The sequence below is a fragment of the Actinoallomurus iriomotensis genome, from assembly GCF_030269445.1.
Taxonomy (GTDB): domain Bacteria; phylum Actinomycetota; class Actinomycetes; order Streptosporangiales; family Streptosporangiaceae; genus Actinoallomurus; species Actinoallomurus iriomotensis.
The window spans coordinates 414,872-429,100 of record NZ_BSTJ01000003.1 but is presented as its reverse complement, the minus strand read 5'-3'; the positions used below and the strand labels follow the sequence as shown (position 1 = coordinate 429,100).

Here is a 14,229-nt window from a genome sequence, read left to right as displayed (position 1 = left end):
CGAAGAGCTCGCTCATGAGGTCTTCAGGACGTAGTCGGCGGTGGGGTGGGCGGCCAGCCGTGCGGCCTGGTCGCCGTCGAGGCCCAGGTCGATCCAGGTCTCACCGCTCAGGGTGTTGAGGAGGTCGGCGGTGCCGACCACGAGGCGCGCACCGGCGAGCCGGTCCTTGGGGATCTCGAAGATGAACGTCGCCGGAGCCCACCGCATCGGCTCGAAGCCACCGCTGGTGTCCGGGAGGTCCGCCCGGCCGCTCTCGGCGTACGTCACGCCGCCTCGCGTGACCAGCCGCACGTGGCCGGGGGTGAACGGCTTCTTGTTGCTCCTGATCTGCGTCTGCACGATCACGAAGAGACCCAGGCTCTTCATCACCTTGCTCTTGTCCAGGAACGACGGCTTGCTGATCGCAGCGGCCACGTCGACCTTGGTGACCTTCACGCTGAAGTCCGGCGTGTCCACGGCCGCGCCGATGCGTCCCTTGCTGGCCAGAGGGTCCTGCACACGGCTTTCGATGTGCGGTTCGACGGTGTGGAGCCACATCGTCAGCGCCGCCAGAGCGACGGTCAGCACGGCCGCCACGGCCTTCCGCGCCACGCTCATGACGTCGCTCCCAGACGCACCGGCACCTTCACCTCGGCCTTGACGGGGGACTGCTTGCTCACGCTCCAGTAGAACTCGTCGGTGGTGAAGCTCTGGCCGTACTCCCACAGGCGCAGCGCCACGGTCAGCGTACGCGGCGCGGTGGCGTCGCCCAGCTTCCACACGAGCTGCACGACGACGGGCAGCCGCGGATGGATCTCGCTGGTGACCTGCCCGTCGACGACGCCCACGGAGTCCATGAGGTCGGGCTCGACGTACTTGCCGGGCTTGGGCTCGGCGGCGACGCCGCTGATGAACGAGCTGACGCCGTACGACTGGTCGCCCAGGTCGGTGACCCGCATCCGCACGACGAGGAGGTTCGCCGCCGGGTCGAAGGAGCTCAGCTTCATCCGCCCGGACCGCGCGTCCAGGATCTGCACGTCGAACAGTCCCTGGTTCACGGTGCGTCCCGCGACGCTCTGGGCCGGCCCGCCGGGCTGCGCCCGCAACCCGCCGGCCGCCCACGTGGCCGCGGCGAGCACCACGAGAGCCCCGATGATGATCAGTGTCACCCGCATCCGCCGGCGCGGCTTCACCTCGCCCGGCGGGGGCGGGGCCACCGGCTCGTCGTAATAGACGTTCATCGGCCCTCCTCCTTCGGGGAAGGGCCCGGGTGCGCTGTGTCTTCCGCCTCGCTCGCTCATGTGATCACCACGTCAGATCGGCAGCGCTTCGGCGCCGGCGAGCGCCGCCCGGTGGTAGTCCGGCAGCGGGGTTCCGGCAGAGTACGCCTCGACCTGTGGCGCCGCCTCTCCCGCCTCGGCCAGGGCCTGCTGCAGGAGCCCGGTCACCTCCACCGGGTCGGCGCCGGCCGGCGTCTCGGCGAGGTACACCCGCCGGGGCGACTGCAGACCGGTCGGCGGGTACCGCCACACACGCCGCAGACCGCTCACCGTCGTCTTCCGCGCGGCGTCCACCGCGGCCTGGTCGATCTCGTCGACCACGCTCGGACCGATGCCCCACGGGGGCACGGGGGCGAAATCGCCCGGGGGCTGCTCCATCTGGCGCCGTATCCCCGCGTCCACCACGGACGGGTCGTCGACGTACCCGGCCAGCAGACGCCGCAGCCGCTCGGCGTCCCCCGGGGAGTAGGGGACCAGCCCGGTGTCGACGGCCCCGGCGATCAACGCGGCGAGCTCGTCCAGCCGCCCGGCGGCGAGGAACTCACGGGCCCGGGTCAGGTCGTCGTCGGCCAGCCACCCCGCGAGCCGGAGCAACACGTCATGCCACTCCGCGCGGGCGCCGGGCGGGTGCTCGGACATCAGCGGCTCTCCTGTCGGTGAACGGTCATCGTGGTGGTCGGGGCGGCGGTGGCGGTGCAGGTGGTGGTGGAGCCGGTGGTGGGGAGGCATGCCGGGCCGGCAGGCCCATCGCTGATCTCAGCATGTCGTACGCGCGCTTGGCGATGGTCGCTCGGAGGCCGAAGTCCGCCGAGCTTCAGCAGGCCGCCGGTGGCTCACCATCAGTCCTTTCGGGGGTGGAGATCAGTCCTGGAGGCCGTCTTTGAAGCTGGGGGCGTCCGGCAGGAAGCCGGTGAGGTCCATGCCCTCGCCCGGGACGAAGGGGGCCATGATCGTTTTCATCTGCTCCGCGACCTCGGTGGTGGCCTGAGAGATCAGCTCCATGATGGCGGCCGCGAGCTGGCCGCTGTCGAGTTTGCGGTAGACGCGAGGGTCGAGCTTGATGTCCTTGACCTGACCCTGCGCGCCGACGACCACCGTGACGAGCCCGTCCGGTCGCTTCGCCGTGGCACCCACGTCGGCGAGTTCGCGCCGCATCTTCTTCAGCTGCTCGGTACGCCGTGCGTACTCATCGCCGGGAGTGCCGAGGGGCGCGTCGGGTTCGGTGCTCATCCATCACCTCCGGGGCACATGCTTCCTCATCGGCACGAATAGGTGGGACGCTCGACGCGTACGGCAGGTTCCTCTCCGGTGATTTCATCCGGACAAGAGGGGTGCACCGAGCATAAAGCAGACACCGGGGGCCCCTGGCGAAGAAGACCCGCGACATTCTCGGGTCGAGATGTCGAATCGGGACCGGGTCGTTCGTGTGGAGGGTGAGAGACCGGCACGGCGCCGGTGGTGACGTAGGGAGAATCATCATGAGGCAGTACCTGCTCAGCATCTACCAGCCCGACTCCGACACTCCTCCGCCGCCTGAGTTCCTGGAGCCGATCATGCGGGAGGTCGAGGCAGTGCGGGCCGAGATGAAGTCGGCCGGTGCCTGGGTGTTCTCCGCGGGTCTGCACGCTCCGAGCACGGCCACCGTCGTACGGGGGAAGGGCGATGAGACGCTCACGACCGACGGACCGTACATCGAGGGCAAGGAGCACCTCGGAGGGTTCACCATCATCCAGGCGCCCGATCTCGACGCCGCCCTGGAGTGGGGCCGCAAGCTGGCCGGGGCCACCACCCTTCCCATCGAGGTCAGGCCGCTGCGGGACGGCTCGTGCGGCTGAGGTGGGCATGGCGCAGGTGACCACGGCGGCGATCGAAGGGGTCTTCCGCGAGGAGTACGGGCGCGCGGTGGCCGTCCTCGTCCGGGCCTTCGGTGACATCGGCGCCGCCGAAGAGGCGGTCCAGGACGCGTTCGCCGAGGCCGTACGGCGGTGGCCGGCCGCCGGAATGCCGCCGAGCCCGGCGGGCTGGATCATCACCACCGCTCGTAACCGGGCGCTCGACCGGCTGCGCCGGGAGGCCTCCCGCGACGACCGGCACGCCCAGGCGGCACTGCTGCACGAGCCCGGCGAACCGTCCGAGGAGGGCCCGGTGCGCGACGACCGGCTGCGCCTGATCTTCACCTGCTGTCATCCCGCCCTCGCCCCGGCGGCGCGCGTCGCGCTGACCCTCCGGCTGCTGGGTGGGCTCACCACCGCGGAGATCGCGCGCGCCTTCCTGGTGGCCGAGCCGGCCATGGCGCAGCGGCTGGTCCGCGCGAAGGGCAAGATCCGCGACGCGGGGATCCCCTACCGCGTCCCGGTGGAGGCCGACCTGCCCGACCGCCTGCGCGCCGTTCTGGCCGTCATCTACCTGATCTTCAATGAGGGCCATACGGCGAGCTCCGGCGAGCGGCTCGTCCGCGCGGACCTCTGCGCGGAGGCCGTTCGCCTCGGACGCCTTCTCGCCGAACTCATGCCCGACGAGCCAGAGGTCACGGGACTGCTGGCGCTGATGCTGCTCACTCAGTCGCGCCGGGCCGTCCGCACCGACGCGGACGGCGAACTGGTGCTCCTGGCCGACCAGGACCGCGGCCGGTGGGACCAGGGCCTCATCGCCGAAGGACAGGACCTCGTCCGGCGGTGCCTTCGGCGCGGCCGGCCCGGCCCGTACCAGATCCAGGCGGCGATCAACGCGGTGCACAGCGACGCGCCGACCGCGGCCGCGACCGACTGGCCGCAGATCCTCGCGCTGTACGACCACCTCCTGTCGCTCGCCCCGAGCCCGGTCGCGGCCCTCAACCGCGCCGTCGTGGTGGCCGAGGTCGACGGACCGCACGCGGCGCTCATGCTGGTCGACGACCTCCGGCTCGACGGCTACTACCTCTTCCACGCCATCCGCGCCGACCTGCTCCGTCGTCTCGACCGGCGCGCCGAGGCCGCGTCGGCGTACGAAGCCGCGATCGCCCGTACCGGCAACGCGACCGAACGCGCGTTCCTGCAGCGTCGACAACGGACGCTTTATTCGCAGTAACATCACCATTTGTGCCACCTTTGCCGGTGCGGAATTGACACTGGGTCACCGGCGGGTACCGAATTCGGACCGGCTTGAGGGGGACGGCCGTGAGGGCAGCGAAACTGGGCGGCCTCGTCGCCGCGGGAGTCTTGGGCCTCGTGGCGTTCACCGCGCCTCCCGCCGTGGCGGTCAAGCCGACGCCCAAGACCTCGCCCCGCTCCACGGCGCCGAGCCGTCCGACTCCGTCCACGTCCCCGTCCACGCCGACGGTCGCGCCCACCCCGACCGTGCAGTGCAACCCCGCGCAGGCCGTCGCGGGACTGACCACCGAGCCGTGGGCGCAGCAACGCCTGGACTTCACCCGGGTCTGGAGCCTGACCAACGGCAAGGGCGTCACCGTCGCGGTCGTCGACAGCGGCGTCGACCGGCTCCAGCCGCAACTCGCCGGACACGTGACCTCGGTGGACGTCACGCACACGAATACCACCGACTGCATCGGGCACGGCACCGCCGTGGCCGGGATCATCGTCGCCCAGGACCACCGGTCGCGAAACATGCCGTTCGTCGGCGTGGCGCCGGGCGCGCGCCTGCTCTCGGTGAAGTTCACCAACGAGGACCACACCGACGGAGCCGACCCCAACCTCGCCAAGGCGATCCGGGAGGCCGCGGCGCTGAACGCCAAGGTCATCAACGTCTCGGTGACCGCACCGGACACCCCCCAGCTGAAGTCGGCGGTCCGGTACGCCCAGTCGCGCGACGCGGTCGTCGTGGCCGCGGCCGGCAACGTCACCGACCAGGACCGGGGCACGGTCGGCCCCGCCTATCCCGCCGCGTACCCGGACGTCATCAGCGTCGGCTCGCTCAGCTCCAACGGCGCCGTGGCCGACTCCTCCAACACCGTGACGAAGGTCAGCGTCAGCGCCCCGGGTCAGGCGGTGGCCACGACCTGGCCCGGCGGGTACGCGCCGAACGAGGAGGGCACCAGCTTCGCCGCGGCGTTCGTCTCCGGCACGGCGGCTCTCGTGCGCGCCTACCATCCCAACCTGAACTACAAGCAGGTCAAGGCCAGGCTCGAGGCCACGGCCGACGGCTCGGTCGGCACCGGCTCCGGCGCCGGCATGATCAACCCGATGCAGGCGGTCACCGAGCTGCTGCCGGGCGAGGACTCCGGCTCGGCCGGCGCACCGCCCGACGCCACACAGCCGGGCAGCGGACAGGCGATCCGCGTCGCGTACCGCAAGCCGGCGGATGAGCAGACGCGCTCGGTCGCTCTGGTGGTGGCGGGCATCGCACTGGGCGGAGTCGCCGTGGCGGTGGCCGCGGGGGTGTTCGTGCCGATGGGCCGCCGCCGTGGCTGGCAGCCGGGCCGCCGCTCCGCCGGCTCGAACGACACCGGCACCTGATATTCCGGTCCGGTCCGCCCGTACGGGAAAGACCGGACCGGGTCAGCCGTTCTCCTCGCCGCCCAGGTACGCGGTCTGGATGAGGCGGTTGCCGGTGCGCCGCTCGACGAAGTGGCCCCGGCCCGGCGGCTGCGGGTCGGGTCGTACGTTGCCGAACAGGGCGCCCTCGTCCTTCGTGCCCGACAGGATCAGGGCCGGGTTGGCCATGTCCTTGATGCGCTGGATCACCGGGTCGAACATCGAGCGTCCCGAACCGCCCATCGCGCGGGCCAGTACCACGTGCAGGCCGATGTCGCGGGCCTGCGGGAGGAGCTCCACGATCGGCATCAACGGGTTGTTCGACGTGGCGACGAGGTCATAGTCGTCGATGATGAGGTAGAGGTCCGAGCCGTGCCACCACGACCGGCTCCGCAGCTGCTCCGGCGTCAGGTCCGAGGTCGGCAGTCGGGTGACCAGCGCACCGTGGACGTCCTTGAGCAGCGTGGTCGCGGACGTGCTCGCCGCGGCGTACCCGATCCGGTGCTCGGTGTCGGCGGTGTCGAGCAGCGAACGCCGGTAGTCGAGGAAGATCAGCCGCGCCTGCTCCGGGGTGTTGCGCGCGATGATGCCCTCCGCGATGAGGCGCAGCAGGTTGGACTTGCCCGACTCGGTGTCGCCGACGACGATGAAGTGCGCGTCGTTCTCGAAGTCCAGCATGACCGGCGACAGGGTGTCCTCGTCGATGCCGATCGGGATCCGCTTGCCGGACACCTCGGGGGTCGGCAGCGCCGTGGGTTCGAGCCGGGCGGGCAGCAGCCGTACGGGCGGTGCGGACGGACCGGTCCACGCCCCCGCCACCGTTTCCACGAACGACCGGACGCCGTCGGACAGGTCGTCCGCGGCCTGGCGGCCGTCGACGCGCGGCAGCGCGCCCAGGAAGTGCAGGCCGTCGCGGGTCAGCCCGCGACCGGGGGAGTTCTGCGGCACGTTGTCGGCGAGCTTGCGGTTGATCTCCGACTCGTACGGGTCACCGAGCCGCAGCTCCACGCGGGTGCCGAACAGGTCCCGGATGTTCATCCGGAACTCCGACCACTTGTTGGTCGAGGCGATGACGTGGATGCCGAAGCCCAGGCCGCGAGCGGCGAGGTCCGTGATGCTGCTCTCGATGCTGTCGAACTCCTGGCGCAGCAACATCCAGTTGTCGACGACCAGGAAGACGTCGCCGAACCCGTCGCCCGGCACCTTGCCCTGGGCGCGCAGCCGGCGGTACGTCGCGATCGAGTCGATGCCCCGCTCGGTGAACTCCCGCTCCCGCTGGGTCAGCAGGGTCTTGATCTCGGCGACCGTACGCCGGACGCGGTCGCCGTCGAGGCGGGACGCGACGCCGCCGACGTGCGGCAGTCCCGAGAGCGACGAGAGCGTGCCGCCACCGAAGTCGAGGCAGTAGAACTGCATCTCCTGCGGCGTGTGCAGGAGGCAGAGCGAGCCGATCAGGCTTCGCAGCATCGTCGACTTGCCGCTCTGCGGGCCGCCGACGACCGCGACGTTTCCGGCGGCGCCGCTCAGGTCCACCCACATCGGATCGCGCCGCTGGTCGAACGGCCGGTCGACGATGCCGACCGGCGCGCAGATCCGGCCCCGGCCCTCCCAGCCGGGTGAGGTGAAGCCGTGCTCCGGCGTGGCCTGGAGCCCGGGGATCAGCTGGTCGAGCGTGGACGGGTCGTCGAGCGGCGGCAGCCAGATCTCGTGCGCGGGCGGCCCCTGCCCGGCGAGCTGCCGGACCACGATGTCGAAGAGGCTGTCCTCGACGCTCGACTCGCTCGCGTCCTGGGTGTGCTCCGGCTCCGGGTCGGCGATCACCTGCGGCGCCAGGTAGTCGGGCACGAAGGGCACGATCTGCGGGACGACGCGCGGACCGCCGTCCTCGTCCACGCCCTCCTCCGGCTTGTACGCGCCGGAGACGTACGCCGCCTTGAACCGCGTCATGCCGGTCGTGTCGAACTTGAGGTAGCCGTTGCCGGGCTGCGACGGCAGCTCGTACGCGTCGGGCACACCGAGGACGACACGGCTTTCCATGGCCGAGAAGGTCCGCAGACCGATGCGGTACGACAGGTGGGTGTCGAGGCCGCGGAGCTTGCCCTCCTCCAGGCGCTGCGACGCGAGCAGCAGGTGCACGCCGAGCGACCGGCCGAGACGCCCGATCATCACGAACAGCTCGGCGAACTCCGGCTTGGCGGACAGGAGCTCGGAGAACTCGTCCAGCACCACGAAGAGCGTCGGCATCGGCGGGATCGGGGCGCCGCGCTCGCGCGCCGCCTCGTAGTCGCGCAGCGAGGCGTAGTTGCCGGCCGACCGCAGGAACTCCTGCCGCCGCACCATCTCGCCGTGCAGCGCGTCGTACATGCGGTCGACCAGCGGCAGCTCGTCCTCCAGGTTGGTGATGACCGCCGCGACGTGCTGGAGGCCGTCGAGGCCGAGGAAGGTCGCACCGCCCTTGAAGTCGACGAGGACGAAGTTGAGCACCTCGGAGGAGTGCGTCACCGCCAGCCCGAGGACCAGGGTGCGCAGCAGCTCGGACTTTCCGGAGCCGGTCGCCCCGATGACCAGGCCGTGCGGGCCCATGCCGCCCTGGGCCGACTCCTTGATGTCCATCTCGACCGGACGGCCGTCGGCGGCGACGCCGATCGGGACCCGGAGGCGGTTGCGCGGCGGCCGCGGGCGCCACACGACGCGGGTGTCGATGCGAGTCGGGTCGTGGAGGCCGAGCAGCGAGGTCAGGGTGCGGTTCGCGTGCAGCGCGCTCTGCTCGGGCTCGCTCGCGCCGCTGGTCCGCAGCGGGCACAGATGCCGCGCGAGCCCGTCCGCGGACATGAAGTCGAGCGCGTCGGGCTTGCCGAGGCGCTGGTGGACGTCCTTGCCGGTCCGGTCCCGCTTCACGATGCTCAGCTGGTCGGGCCGTATATCGAGCCGGAGCATGGTCGCTTCGGGTGTCGGCGTGATCGCGCCGGTGAGGTCGATGACCGTGACGCCGTCGATGCCGTCCGCGCTGATCTGGCTGTCCATGCTGACCGCGCCGCCGTCCATGATGACGATGTGGTACGGCATGTCATCGGCCGACAGGCCGGGCGTGAACCGGGGACGGTCCTTCAGCTCGGCCCCGAGCATCTGTTCCAGCTCGGACATCGACTTGGCCATCAGCCGCACCGGACCCGCGGCGTCGGTGTCCTCCGGATGCATGGTGTGCGGGAGCCACTTCATCCAGTCCCAGTACGGCATCCGCTCGGTCGACGCGCACACCGAGATGCGCAGGTCGTCGGGGGAGTGGAACGCCGCGGCCTGGGCGATCAGTGCGTACATCAGCTCGCGTACGGCGCGCGGCTCGCCCACCGGCAGGATCCGCGCGAACGACGAGAGCGACACCGCGATGGGCAGGTTCGGCACGGTGGAGTGCGCGCGCACGAATCGCCGGAGCGCGCCCGCGGTCATGGGTTCGAGGTCCTCGACCGGCTTGGTCTCCGGCGGGATCAGCTGGATCGCGAGCCGCTGCGGGCCGCTGCCGATGCGGATGTTGCCGAAGTCGGCGTCACTCGCCCGGCGTTCCCAGAGACGGGCGCTCATCACCAGCGACCACAGGGAGGCGGGGTCGGGGCTGTTCCACTCCAGGGCCTCGCGCTGCTGCGTGCTGGCCCGGCGGACCTTCTGGCGGACCTGGGAAAGGTAGCGGAAGTAGTCGCGCCGGGCGCCGTTGAGCCGTTGCTTGCGCTCGCCGGTGCCGCGGGAGATCTGGCCCAGCATCATCCCCATCATCGACAGCGACATCATGCCCGAGGACAGGAACATCGTCGGGTTCGAGCCGGGGGCGACCAGCATGAAGGCCATCGCCCCGCCGCCCGCGAGCATCGGGATGTACGTCAGCATCGCCTGGAAACCCGCCGACTGCGTTTCCGGGATTTCCGGTGGCGACTCGAGAAGGATCTCACCTCGAGGCATCTCCGGCGGAGGCCGGCGTTCCTGTCTGGTGATGATCACCGTGCTCAACGGAGTACCTCCACGGGCCGCTGGCATAAAGCGTGAGTTGACGCCATCCTATAAAGCCGGTTCACCATGTTCCGTACGAATTCGCCGATGGGGGAGACCGTGAGCCCGAAAGCCGGAGCCGACTTGTGCCGGATCACGATCGTGGCACCGGATCGGCGGATCGACCTGTCGCTGCCGGCCGAGGTTCCACTGGTCCAGATGCTGCCGACGCTGTTGCGCGCCGCGGGCCGCGACCTGGCCGACGCGGGCCTCGCGCATTCCGGCTGGGCGCTGCAGCGGCTCGACGGCCCCCCTCTCGAGACCGGGCTCAGCCTCTCCCAGCTCGACATCCGCGACGGCGAGATGCTGTACTTCCGCCCGCGCATGACCCTGATTCCCGAACTCGTCTACGACGACGTCGCGGACGTGGTCGCGACGGGCAAGAAGGACCGCGCCGACCGCTGGCGCCCGGAGACGACACGCCGTTTCGGGCTGTTCGCCGGGGCCGGGGCTCTCGTCCTCGGCGTCATCCCGATCCTCCGGGCGGGGCCGCAGTGGTACGCCGCGGCGATCGCGGCGGCGATCGTCGCGTTCGTGCTGTTGACGATGGGCGTGACGCTGTCACGCGCGGTCGGCGACTCCGTCGGCGGCGCCGCCCTCGGCTGCGCGGCGCTTCCGTACGGGTTCCTGGCCGGCCTGCTCGCGCCCGCGCGGACGCACCTGCCGCTCACGGATCTGGGCGGCCCGCACCTGCTGGCGGCGTTCGCCGCCACCGCCGTGATCGCCGCGCTCGCGGGGTTCGGCGTGGCCGACGGCCTGCCGTGGTTCATCGGCGTCGGATTCGCCGGTCTGATCGGTACGGTCGCCACGGCCGTCACCCTCCTGTTCGGCGGTGTGAAACCGGCGGGCGTGGCCGCGTGCGCGGTCGTGGTCGTGATGGCGCTGAGCGCCCTCATCCCGACCCTGTCGTTCCGCTTCGCGCGCCTGCCGCTGCCGCCGATCCCGACCAGCGCCGAGGACCTGCGCAGCGAGTCGACGGTCGTCGACGGCAAGAAGCTCCTGCGCCGCGCGGGCGTCGCCGACCGGTTCGCCACCGGGCTGGTCGCCGGGGTCGCGCTGGTCGCCGCCGCCTCGCTGGTGTTCCTGGTCATGGCCCCGGGCCGGTTCGGGCCGATCATGGCCGCGGTGCTGTCGTTCTCGCTGCTCCTGCGGGCGCGCATCTTCCGCGGGCGCTCGCAGCGCAGCTGGATGCTCGTCGTGGGCCTCGGCGGCCTGGGGCTGCTCGACGTCGCGCTCTCGCTGCGCGCCACGCCCGTGGAGACCCTCGCGCTGGTGCTGCCGGCGATGCTGGCGGTCGCCGCCATCACCCTGACGATGGCGATGTGGCTGCCCGGTCACCGGCCCAGCCCGTTCTGGGGCCGGGCCGGGGACATCCTCGACATGTTCCTCATCATCGCGCTCGTGCCGCTGGCCCTCGCCGTTCTGAACGTCTACGCCAAGGTGCGCGGTATCGGAGGTTGAGCGGCCGCCGGAAAGCCGTCCTTCCGGTGGTCGGTGGTGTCGGCTACCGCTTTCCTACATAATTCTGAACAAGGGGGTGCAGCATGAGCGAGTTCGGTGACCTGGCCAATATGGACATCGATCGGCTCCTTCGTATCTCGGAGGAGTATTCGGCGAAGGTTCAGGAGATGCAGGAGCGCTCCGCCGACCTGAAAGGGCATGCGGAGAGCAAGGATCGCAGGATCAAGGTGACCTGCACGGTCGACGGCGGGATCACCGACATCGACATCGACCCGCGTGCCATGCGCATGTCGGCGGCGAACTTCGCCGAGACCCTCAAGACACTGATCCACGAGGCCAACGCCGACCTGCAGCGGCAGCTCAGCGAGCTCATGACCGAGACCTACGGCGCGGAGGCGAATCCGCTGTCCTTCAAGGACAACCAGAAGGAGGCCCACGAGAGGGTCGAGGCCGCCGCGGCGATGTTCGACCGGACCTTGGAAGACGCGATGACCGAGCTGTCGCGTATCAGCAAACAGCTCGGCCTGTGATCAGCGTTCGATCGTGTCCCCCGCGCGGCGGCGGAGGGACACGCTAGGCGGGGGCGTTCGTCGGCCAGCTCGGCTTGGTGACCGGCACGATCGAGGACACCGCGTTGCCTATATACGAGTGGCCCATTACCCCGCCGACCGCCAGGCCGCCGAGTAGCAGTTTCCTCTTGAGGGACAGATCTTTGATCCCCTTGAGCATGGTGATGATTTTGGTGATGATCCCCCGGAGGCCCGTGACGATGCCCCTCAGCACGACGTTCATGGCTCCGGCGAAACCGTTGGCCTCCGCGAAAGCCGCGGCGTCCACGCCGGGAATCCAGGAAACGCTGATGACTCCGGCCGCCTGAAGCGCCAGAGCCGTGCCGACGGCGAGTGACGCGGCGCCCAGAGCGATCCACACGTCACCGGCGATCTTCAGCATCGTGTCGAGAGTGCTGTGCTGGTCCGTGGTTTCGCCGAGTGCCTTGGTGTACTGGCCCATGCGGGTGTCGTAGGCCTGCCTCGCCGCAGGAGTGCTGAAGCCGTCGGTGGGTTTGACGATCGCATCGGTATCGTCTTTGGCCTTTCCGGCGGTTTCGGCCACAGTCGCGTGCCTGTCACCCGCGTGCCGTATCTGGCCGGGGTCGGAGATGAGCGTGCCGGCGAGCGCGGCGATGGGAATGGCCGCCGGGATCACCCCTGCCGCGAAGGTCGAGGCGCCGAATCCAAGTATGCTCGGCGTCGCCAGTGCATCTCGTGCACTAATTCCCATCGGTCTGGCTCCCTGTTCCAGGCGTGTTCTGAACTGTGGCCTTGTTCGTCTGCTCGGCGTTCCCGTAGATCTGGCCGGTTGCCACCATGCCCTGAGAGTTGGCGCTGAGCGTGGCGCTTCCCTGTTGTAGTTCCGTCGCGGCCGTCTCCGCCAGCGACGAATGAATCATCTGCAGCGGGCTGCCCAGCAGGCCGAAGCCGGGAAAACCGACACCGATGTCACGGGCCTGCGAGACCGCGGTGTCCAGAGTCTTCACCGGACCATTCACGAGTTTCGAGCCACGATCTTTGATCGTCTTCCCGTCGACATCCAGCGTGCCGTCTGGCTGTTGTTGTTGTTGTTGCTGTTGCTGTTGCTGTTGTTGCTGCTGCTGCTGTTGTTGTTTTCCGTCGTCACCGCCGGTCCCGCCGCCCGGTACCTCACCGCCGCCGCCGGTCCCGCCGCCCGGTACGTCGCCGCCGCCGCCACCGGTCCCGGCACCCGGTGTGTCGGCTTTGGGCGTCGGGATGTCGGGTATCTGCGGCTGACCATCGGCGCCGGGCTTCTGTCCGGACTCGCCGGGCTGGTCCGTCTGCCCCGGTACGGGGGTGCCGTTGCCGTAGCCGGGGTTCTGGCCCGCCGGCCCCTGGAGGCCGGACCAGTCGTCCTTCTGGTCGGCCGGGTGGTCGTGGGCATCGATCTTGATATGCCCGTCTTTGTCCTGCGTGACGTTCAGATCGACGTGCTTGTCCGGCTGCACGTGGATCTTGACCTCATGCGGGTTGGTGTCGCTCTTGGGGACGGTGAGGTCGTAACTGCCGTCCTTGTTCGGGTGGACGTGCAGGGTGATGGCGTGCGGGTTGTCCGGGCCCTTCGGGATCACGATGTCCTGGCTGCCGTCGGCCTTCGTGTGAATGACCGGCGCCGGCAGGCTGGAGTTCGGCCCGTGCAGGGCGAGGTCGATCTTGGCGGCGTGGTCGCCGATGCCCTGGAGGTGTTCGACCGGTGTGGTGTCCTGCGACGGATTCTGAGTCGTCCCGGTCTGGCCGTACTGCCCGCTCGCGGTGGTGCCGTCGCCGCCGGTGTAGCCCGCGGGCTGGGTGCCGTTCTGGGTCATCCCCGTATGGCTCAGCTGCCCGGTCAGCGGCGTGCCGTCGCCGGTCGACTGCGTGCCGGTCGACTGGGTGCCGTTCGGCTGCGTGCCCGTCGGCTGCGTGCCGTTCGCCTGGGTCCCGTCGGCGTGCTGTGTGCCGTTCTGCGTGCCGTTCTGGCCCTGTCCCGTCGGGTCGTACCCCGCCTGGCTGTATTGCGTGGGTACCTGAGTGGACTGGCCATTGGCCGACTGCGTGGCGGTCTGCGACGGATCCTGCGGGCCGTGGACGACGTGGGCGGAGCCGTCCGGTGCGATGTCGATGCTGAGGCCGTTGTCGCCGGACGCGACCTTGTGCCCGTCGACGGTGATGAGCGCGTTCGGGCTCGAGTCGATGCCGAGCTGCGACTGAGTCGCGTGCTTTCCGGCCGCGACGTCGTAGCTGACCGTCTCCGCCTTCCCGGTGTCCGTGGTGGCCGCGGCGCTGGTCGCGCTGGTCTGGGTGTTCGTACTCGGATTGAGCAAAGCGGCGATGGTGTTCTGCTGCGTGCTCATCCGTCCTCCACCGAGCTGGACCGACACGTTCCATTACTTACCGGGCGCCTATTAGATTACGGTGCTGGACCGGGGGTTCCGCAATGTTTGAAATATC

General features: G+C 70.0%; 12 protein-coding genes. 5 read left to right on the top strand and 7 right to left on the bottom strand.

Going from position 1 to position 14,229, the window contains the following annotated elements:
• Window positions 1-12: 12 nt before the first annotated feature.
• The 4 genes from QSK37_RS15055 to QSK37_RS15040 form a co-directional block, all read right to left on the bottom strand.
• A complete protein-coding gene (locus QSK37_RS15055) occupies window positions 13-597 on the bottom strand; it encodes a hypothetical protein (protein ID WP_285620833.1) in 585 nt (194 codons plus the stop codon).
• Complete coding sequence (locus tag QSK37_RS15050) at window positions 594-1,220, bottom strand: hypothetical protein (protein ID WP_285620830.1); 627 nt, start codon at window positions 1,218-1,220, stop codon at window positions 594-596. The genes QSK37_RS15055 and QSK37_RS15050 overlap by 4 nt, the downstream gene beginning before the upstream one ends.
• A gap of 72 nt (window positions 1,221-1,292) precedes the next feature.
• Window positions 1,293-1,898 (bottom strand): hypothetical protein, encoded by a 606-nt coding sequence (locus tag QSK37_RS15045; RefSeq protein WP_285620828.1) that lies wholly within the window; start codon window positions 1,896-1,898, stop codon window positions 1,293-1,295.
• Window positions 1,899-2,120: 222 nt separating this feature from the next.
• On the bottom strand, window positions 2,121-2,489 hold the full coding sequence (locus QSK37_RS15040) for a YbaB/EbfC family nucleoid-associated protein (RefSeq protein ID WP_285620825.1): 369 nt from the start codon (window positions 2,487-2,489) through the stop codon (window positions 2,121-2,123).
• 248 nt (window positions 2,490-2,737) lie between these two features.
• Between QSK37_RS15040 and QSK37_RS15035 the strand changes: the two genes are divergently transcribed.
• The 3 genes from QSK37_RS15035 to QSK37_RS15025 all read left to right on the top strand — a co-directional run bounded on the left by QSK37_RS15035 (window position 2,738) and on the right by QSK37_RS15025 (window position 5,710).
• Window positions 2,738-3,094, top strand: a complete 357-nt coding sequence (locus tag QSK37_RS15035; protein ID WP_285568168.1) for a YciI family protein — start codon at window positions 2,738-2,740, stop codon at window positions 3,092-3,094.
• A gap of 7 nt (window positions 3,095-3,101) precedes the next feature.
• Complete coding sequence (locus QSK37_RS15030; RefSeq protein ID WP_285620823.1) at window positions 3,102-4,325, top strand: RNA polymerase sigma factor; 1,224 nt, start codon at window positions 3,102-3,104, stop codon at window positions 4,323-4,325.
• 89 nt (window positions 4,326-4,414) lie between these two features.
• Window positions 4,415-5,710 (top strand): S8 family serine peptidase, encoded by a 1,296-nt coding sequence (locus tag QSK37_RS15025; protein WP_285620822.1) that lies wholly within the window; start codon window positions 4,415-4,417, stop codon window positions 5,708-5,710.
• 42 nt (window positions 5,711-5,752) lie between these two features.
• Here QSK37_RS15025 and eccCa read toward each other — a convergent pair whose 3' ends face one another.
• Window positions 5,753-9,679 carry a type VII secretion protein EccCa gene (gene eccCa / locus QSK37_RS15020; protein ID WP_285622010.1) on the bottom strand — a complete coding sequence of 1,309 codons (3,927 nt, stop codon included), beginning with the start codon at window positions 9,677-9,679 and terminating at the stop codon, window positions 5,753-5,755.
• A gap of 135 nt (window positions 9,680-9,814) precedes the next feature.
• Between eccCa and eccD the strand changes: the two genes are divergently transcribed.
• Together eccD and QSK37_RS15010 are read left to right on the top strand one after the other, a co-directional pair.
• Window positions 9,815-11,227, top strand: a complete 1,413-nt coding sequence (gene eccD / locus QSK37_RS15015; protein WP_285620820.1) for a type VII secretion integral membrane protein EccD — start codon at window positions 9,815-9,817, stop codon at window positions 11,225-11,227.
• Between the two features lie 83 nt (window positions 11,228-11,310).
• Complete coding sequence (locus tag QSK37_RS15010; protein WP_285620818.1) at window positions 11,311-11,757, top strand: YbaB/EbfC family nucleoid-associated protein; 447 nt, start codon at window positions 11,311-11,313, stop codon at window positions 11,755-11,757.
• A gap of 43 nt (window positions 11,758-11,800) precedes the next feature.
• On the opposite strand, the gene QSK37_RS15005 is transcribed toward QSK37_RS15010, so the two are convergent.
• Together QSK37_RS15005 and QSK37_RS15000 are read right to left on the bottom strand one after the other, a co-directional pair.
• Window positions 11,801-12,508 carry a hypothetical protein gene (locus QSK37_RS15005; RefSeq protein WP_285620816.1) on the bottom strand — a complete coding sequence of 236 codons (708 nt, stop codon included), beginning with the start codon at window positions 12,506-12,508 and terminating at the stop codon, window positions 11,801-11,803.
• Window positions 12,498-14,132, bottom strand: a complete 1,635-nt coding sequence (locus tag QSK37_RS15000) for a hypothetical protein (protein WP_285620813.1) — start codon at window positions 14,130-14,132, stop codon at window positions 12,498-12,500. The genes QSK37_RS15005 and QSK37_RS15000 overlap by 11 nt, the downstream gene beginning before the upstream one ends.
• Window positions 14,133-14,229 lie beyond the last annotated feature (97 nt).

Bases quoted from the DNA above. Each gene is read 5' to 3' on its own strand.
- QSK37_RS15055 (WP_285620833.1), bottom strand. From the start codon at position 597: ATGAGCGTGGCGCGGAAGGCCGTGGCGGCCGTGCTGACCGTCGCTCTG.
- QSK37_RS15050 (WP_285620830.1), bottom strand. From the start codon at position 1,220: ATGAACGTCTATTACGACGAGCCGGTGGCCCCGCCCCCGCCGGGCGAG.
- QSK37_RS15045 (WP_285620828.1), bottom strand. From the start codon at position 1,898: ATGTCCGAGCACCCGCCCGGCGCCCGCGCGGAGTGGCATGACGTGTTG.
- QSK37_RS15040 (WP_285620825.1), bottom strand. From the start codon at position 2,489: ATGAGCACCGAACCCGACGCGCCCCTCGGCACTCCCGGCGATGAGTAC.
- QSK37_RS15035 (WP_285568168.1), top strand. From the start codon at position 2,738: ATGAGGCAGTACCTGCTCAGCATCTACCAGCCCGACTCCGACACTCCT.
- QSK37_RS15030 (WP_285620823.1), top strand. From the start codon at position 3,102: ATGGCGCAGGTGACCACGGCGGCGATCGAAGGGGTCTTCCGCGAGGAG.
- eccCa (WP_285622010.1), bottom strand. From the start codon at position 9,679: ATGCCTCGAGGTGAGATCCTTCTCGAGTCGCCACCGGAAATCCCGGAA.
- eccD (WP_285620820.1), top strand. From the start codon at position 9,815: ATGGGGGAGACCGTGAGCCCGAAAGCCGGAGCCGACTTGTGCCGGATC.
- QSK37_RS15010 (WP_285620818.1), top strand. From the start codon at position 11,311: ATGAGCGAGTTCGGTGACCTGGCCAATATGGACATCGATCGGCTCCTT.
- QSK37_RS15005 (WP_285620816.1), bottom strand. From the start codon at position 12,508: ATGGGAATTAGTGCACGAGATGCACTGGCGACGCCGAGCATACTTGGA.
- QSK37_RS15000 (WP_285620813.1), bottom strand. From the start codon at position 14,132: ATGAGCACGCAGCAGAACACCATCGCCGCTTTGCTCAATCCGAGTACG.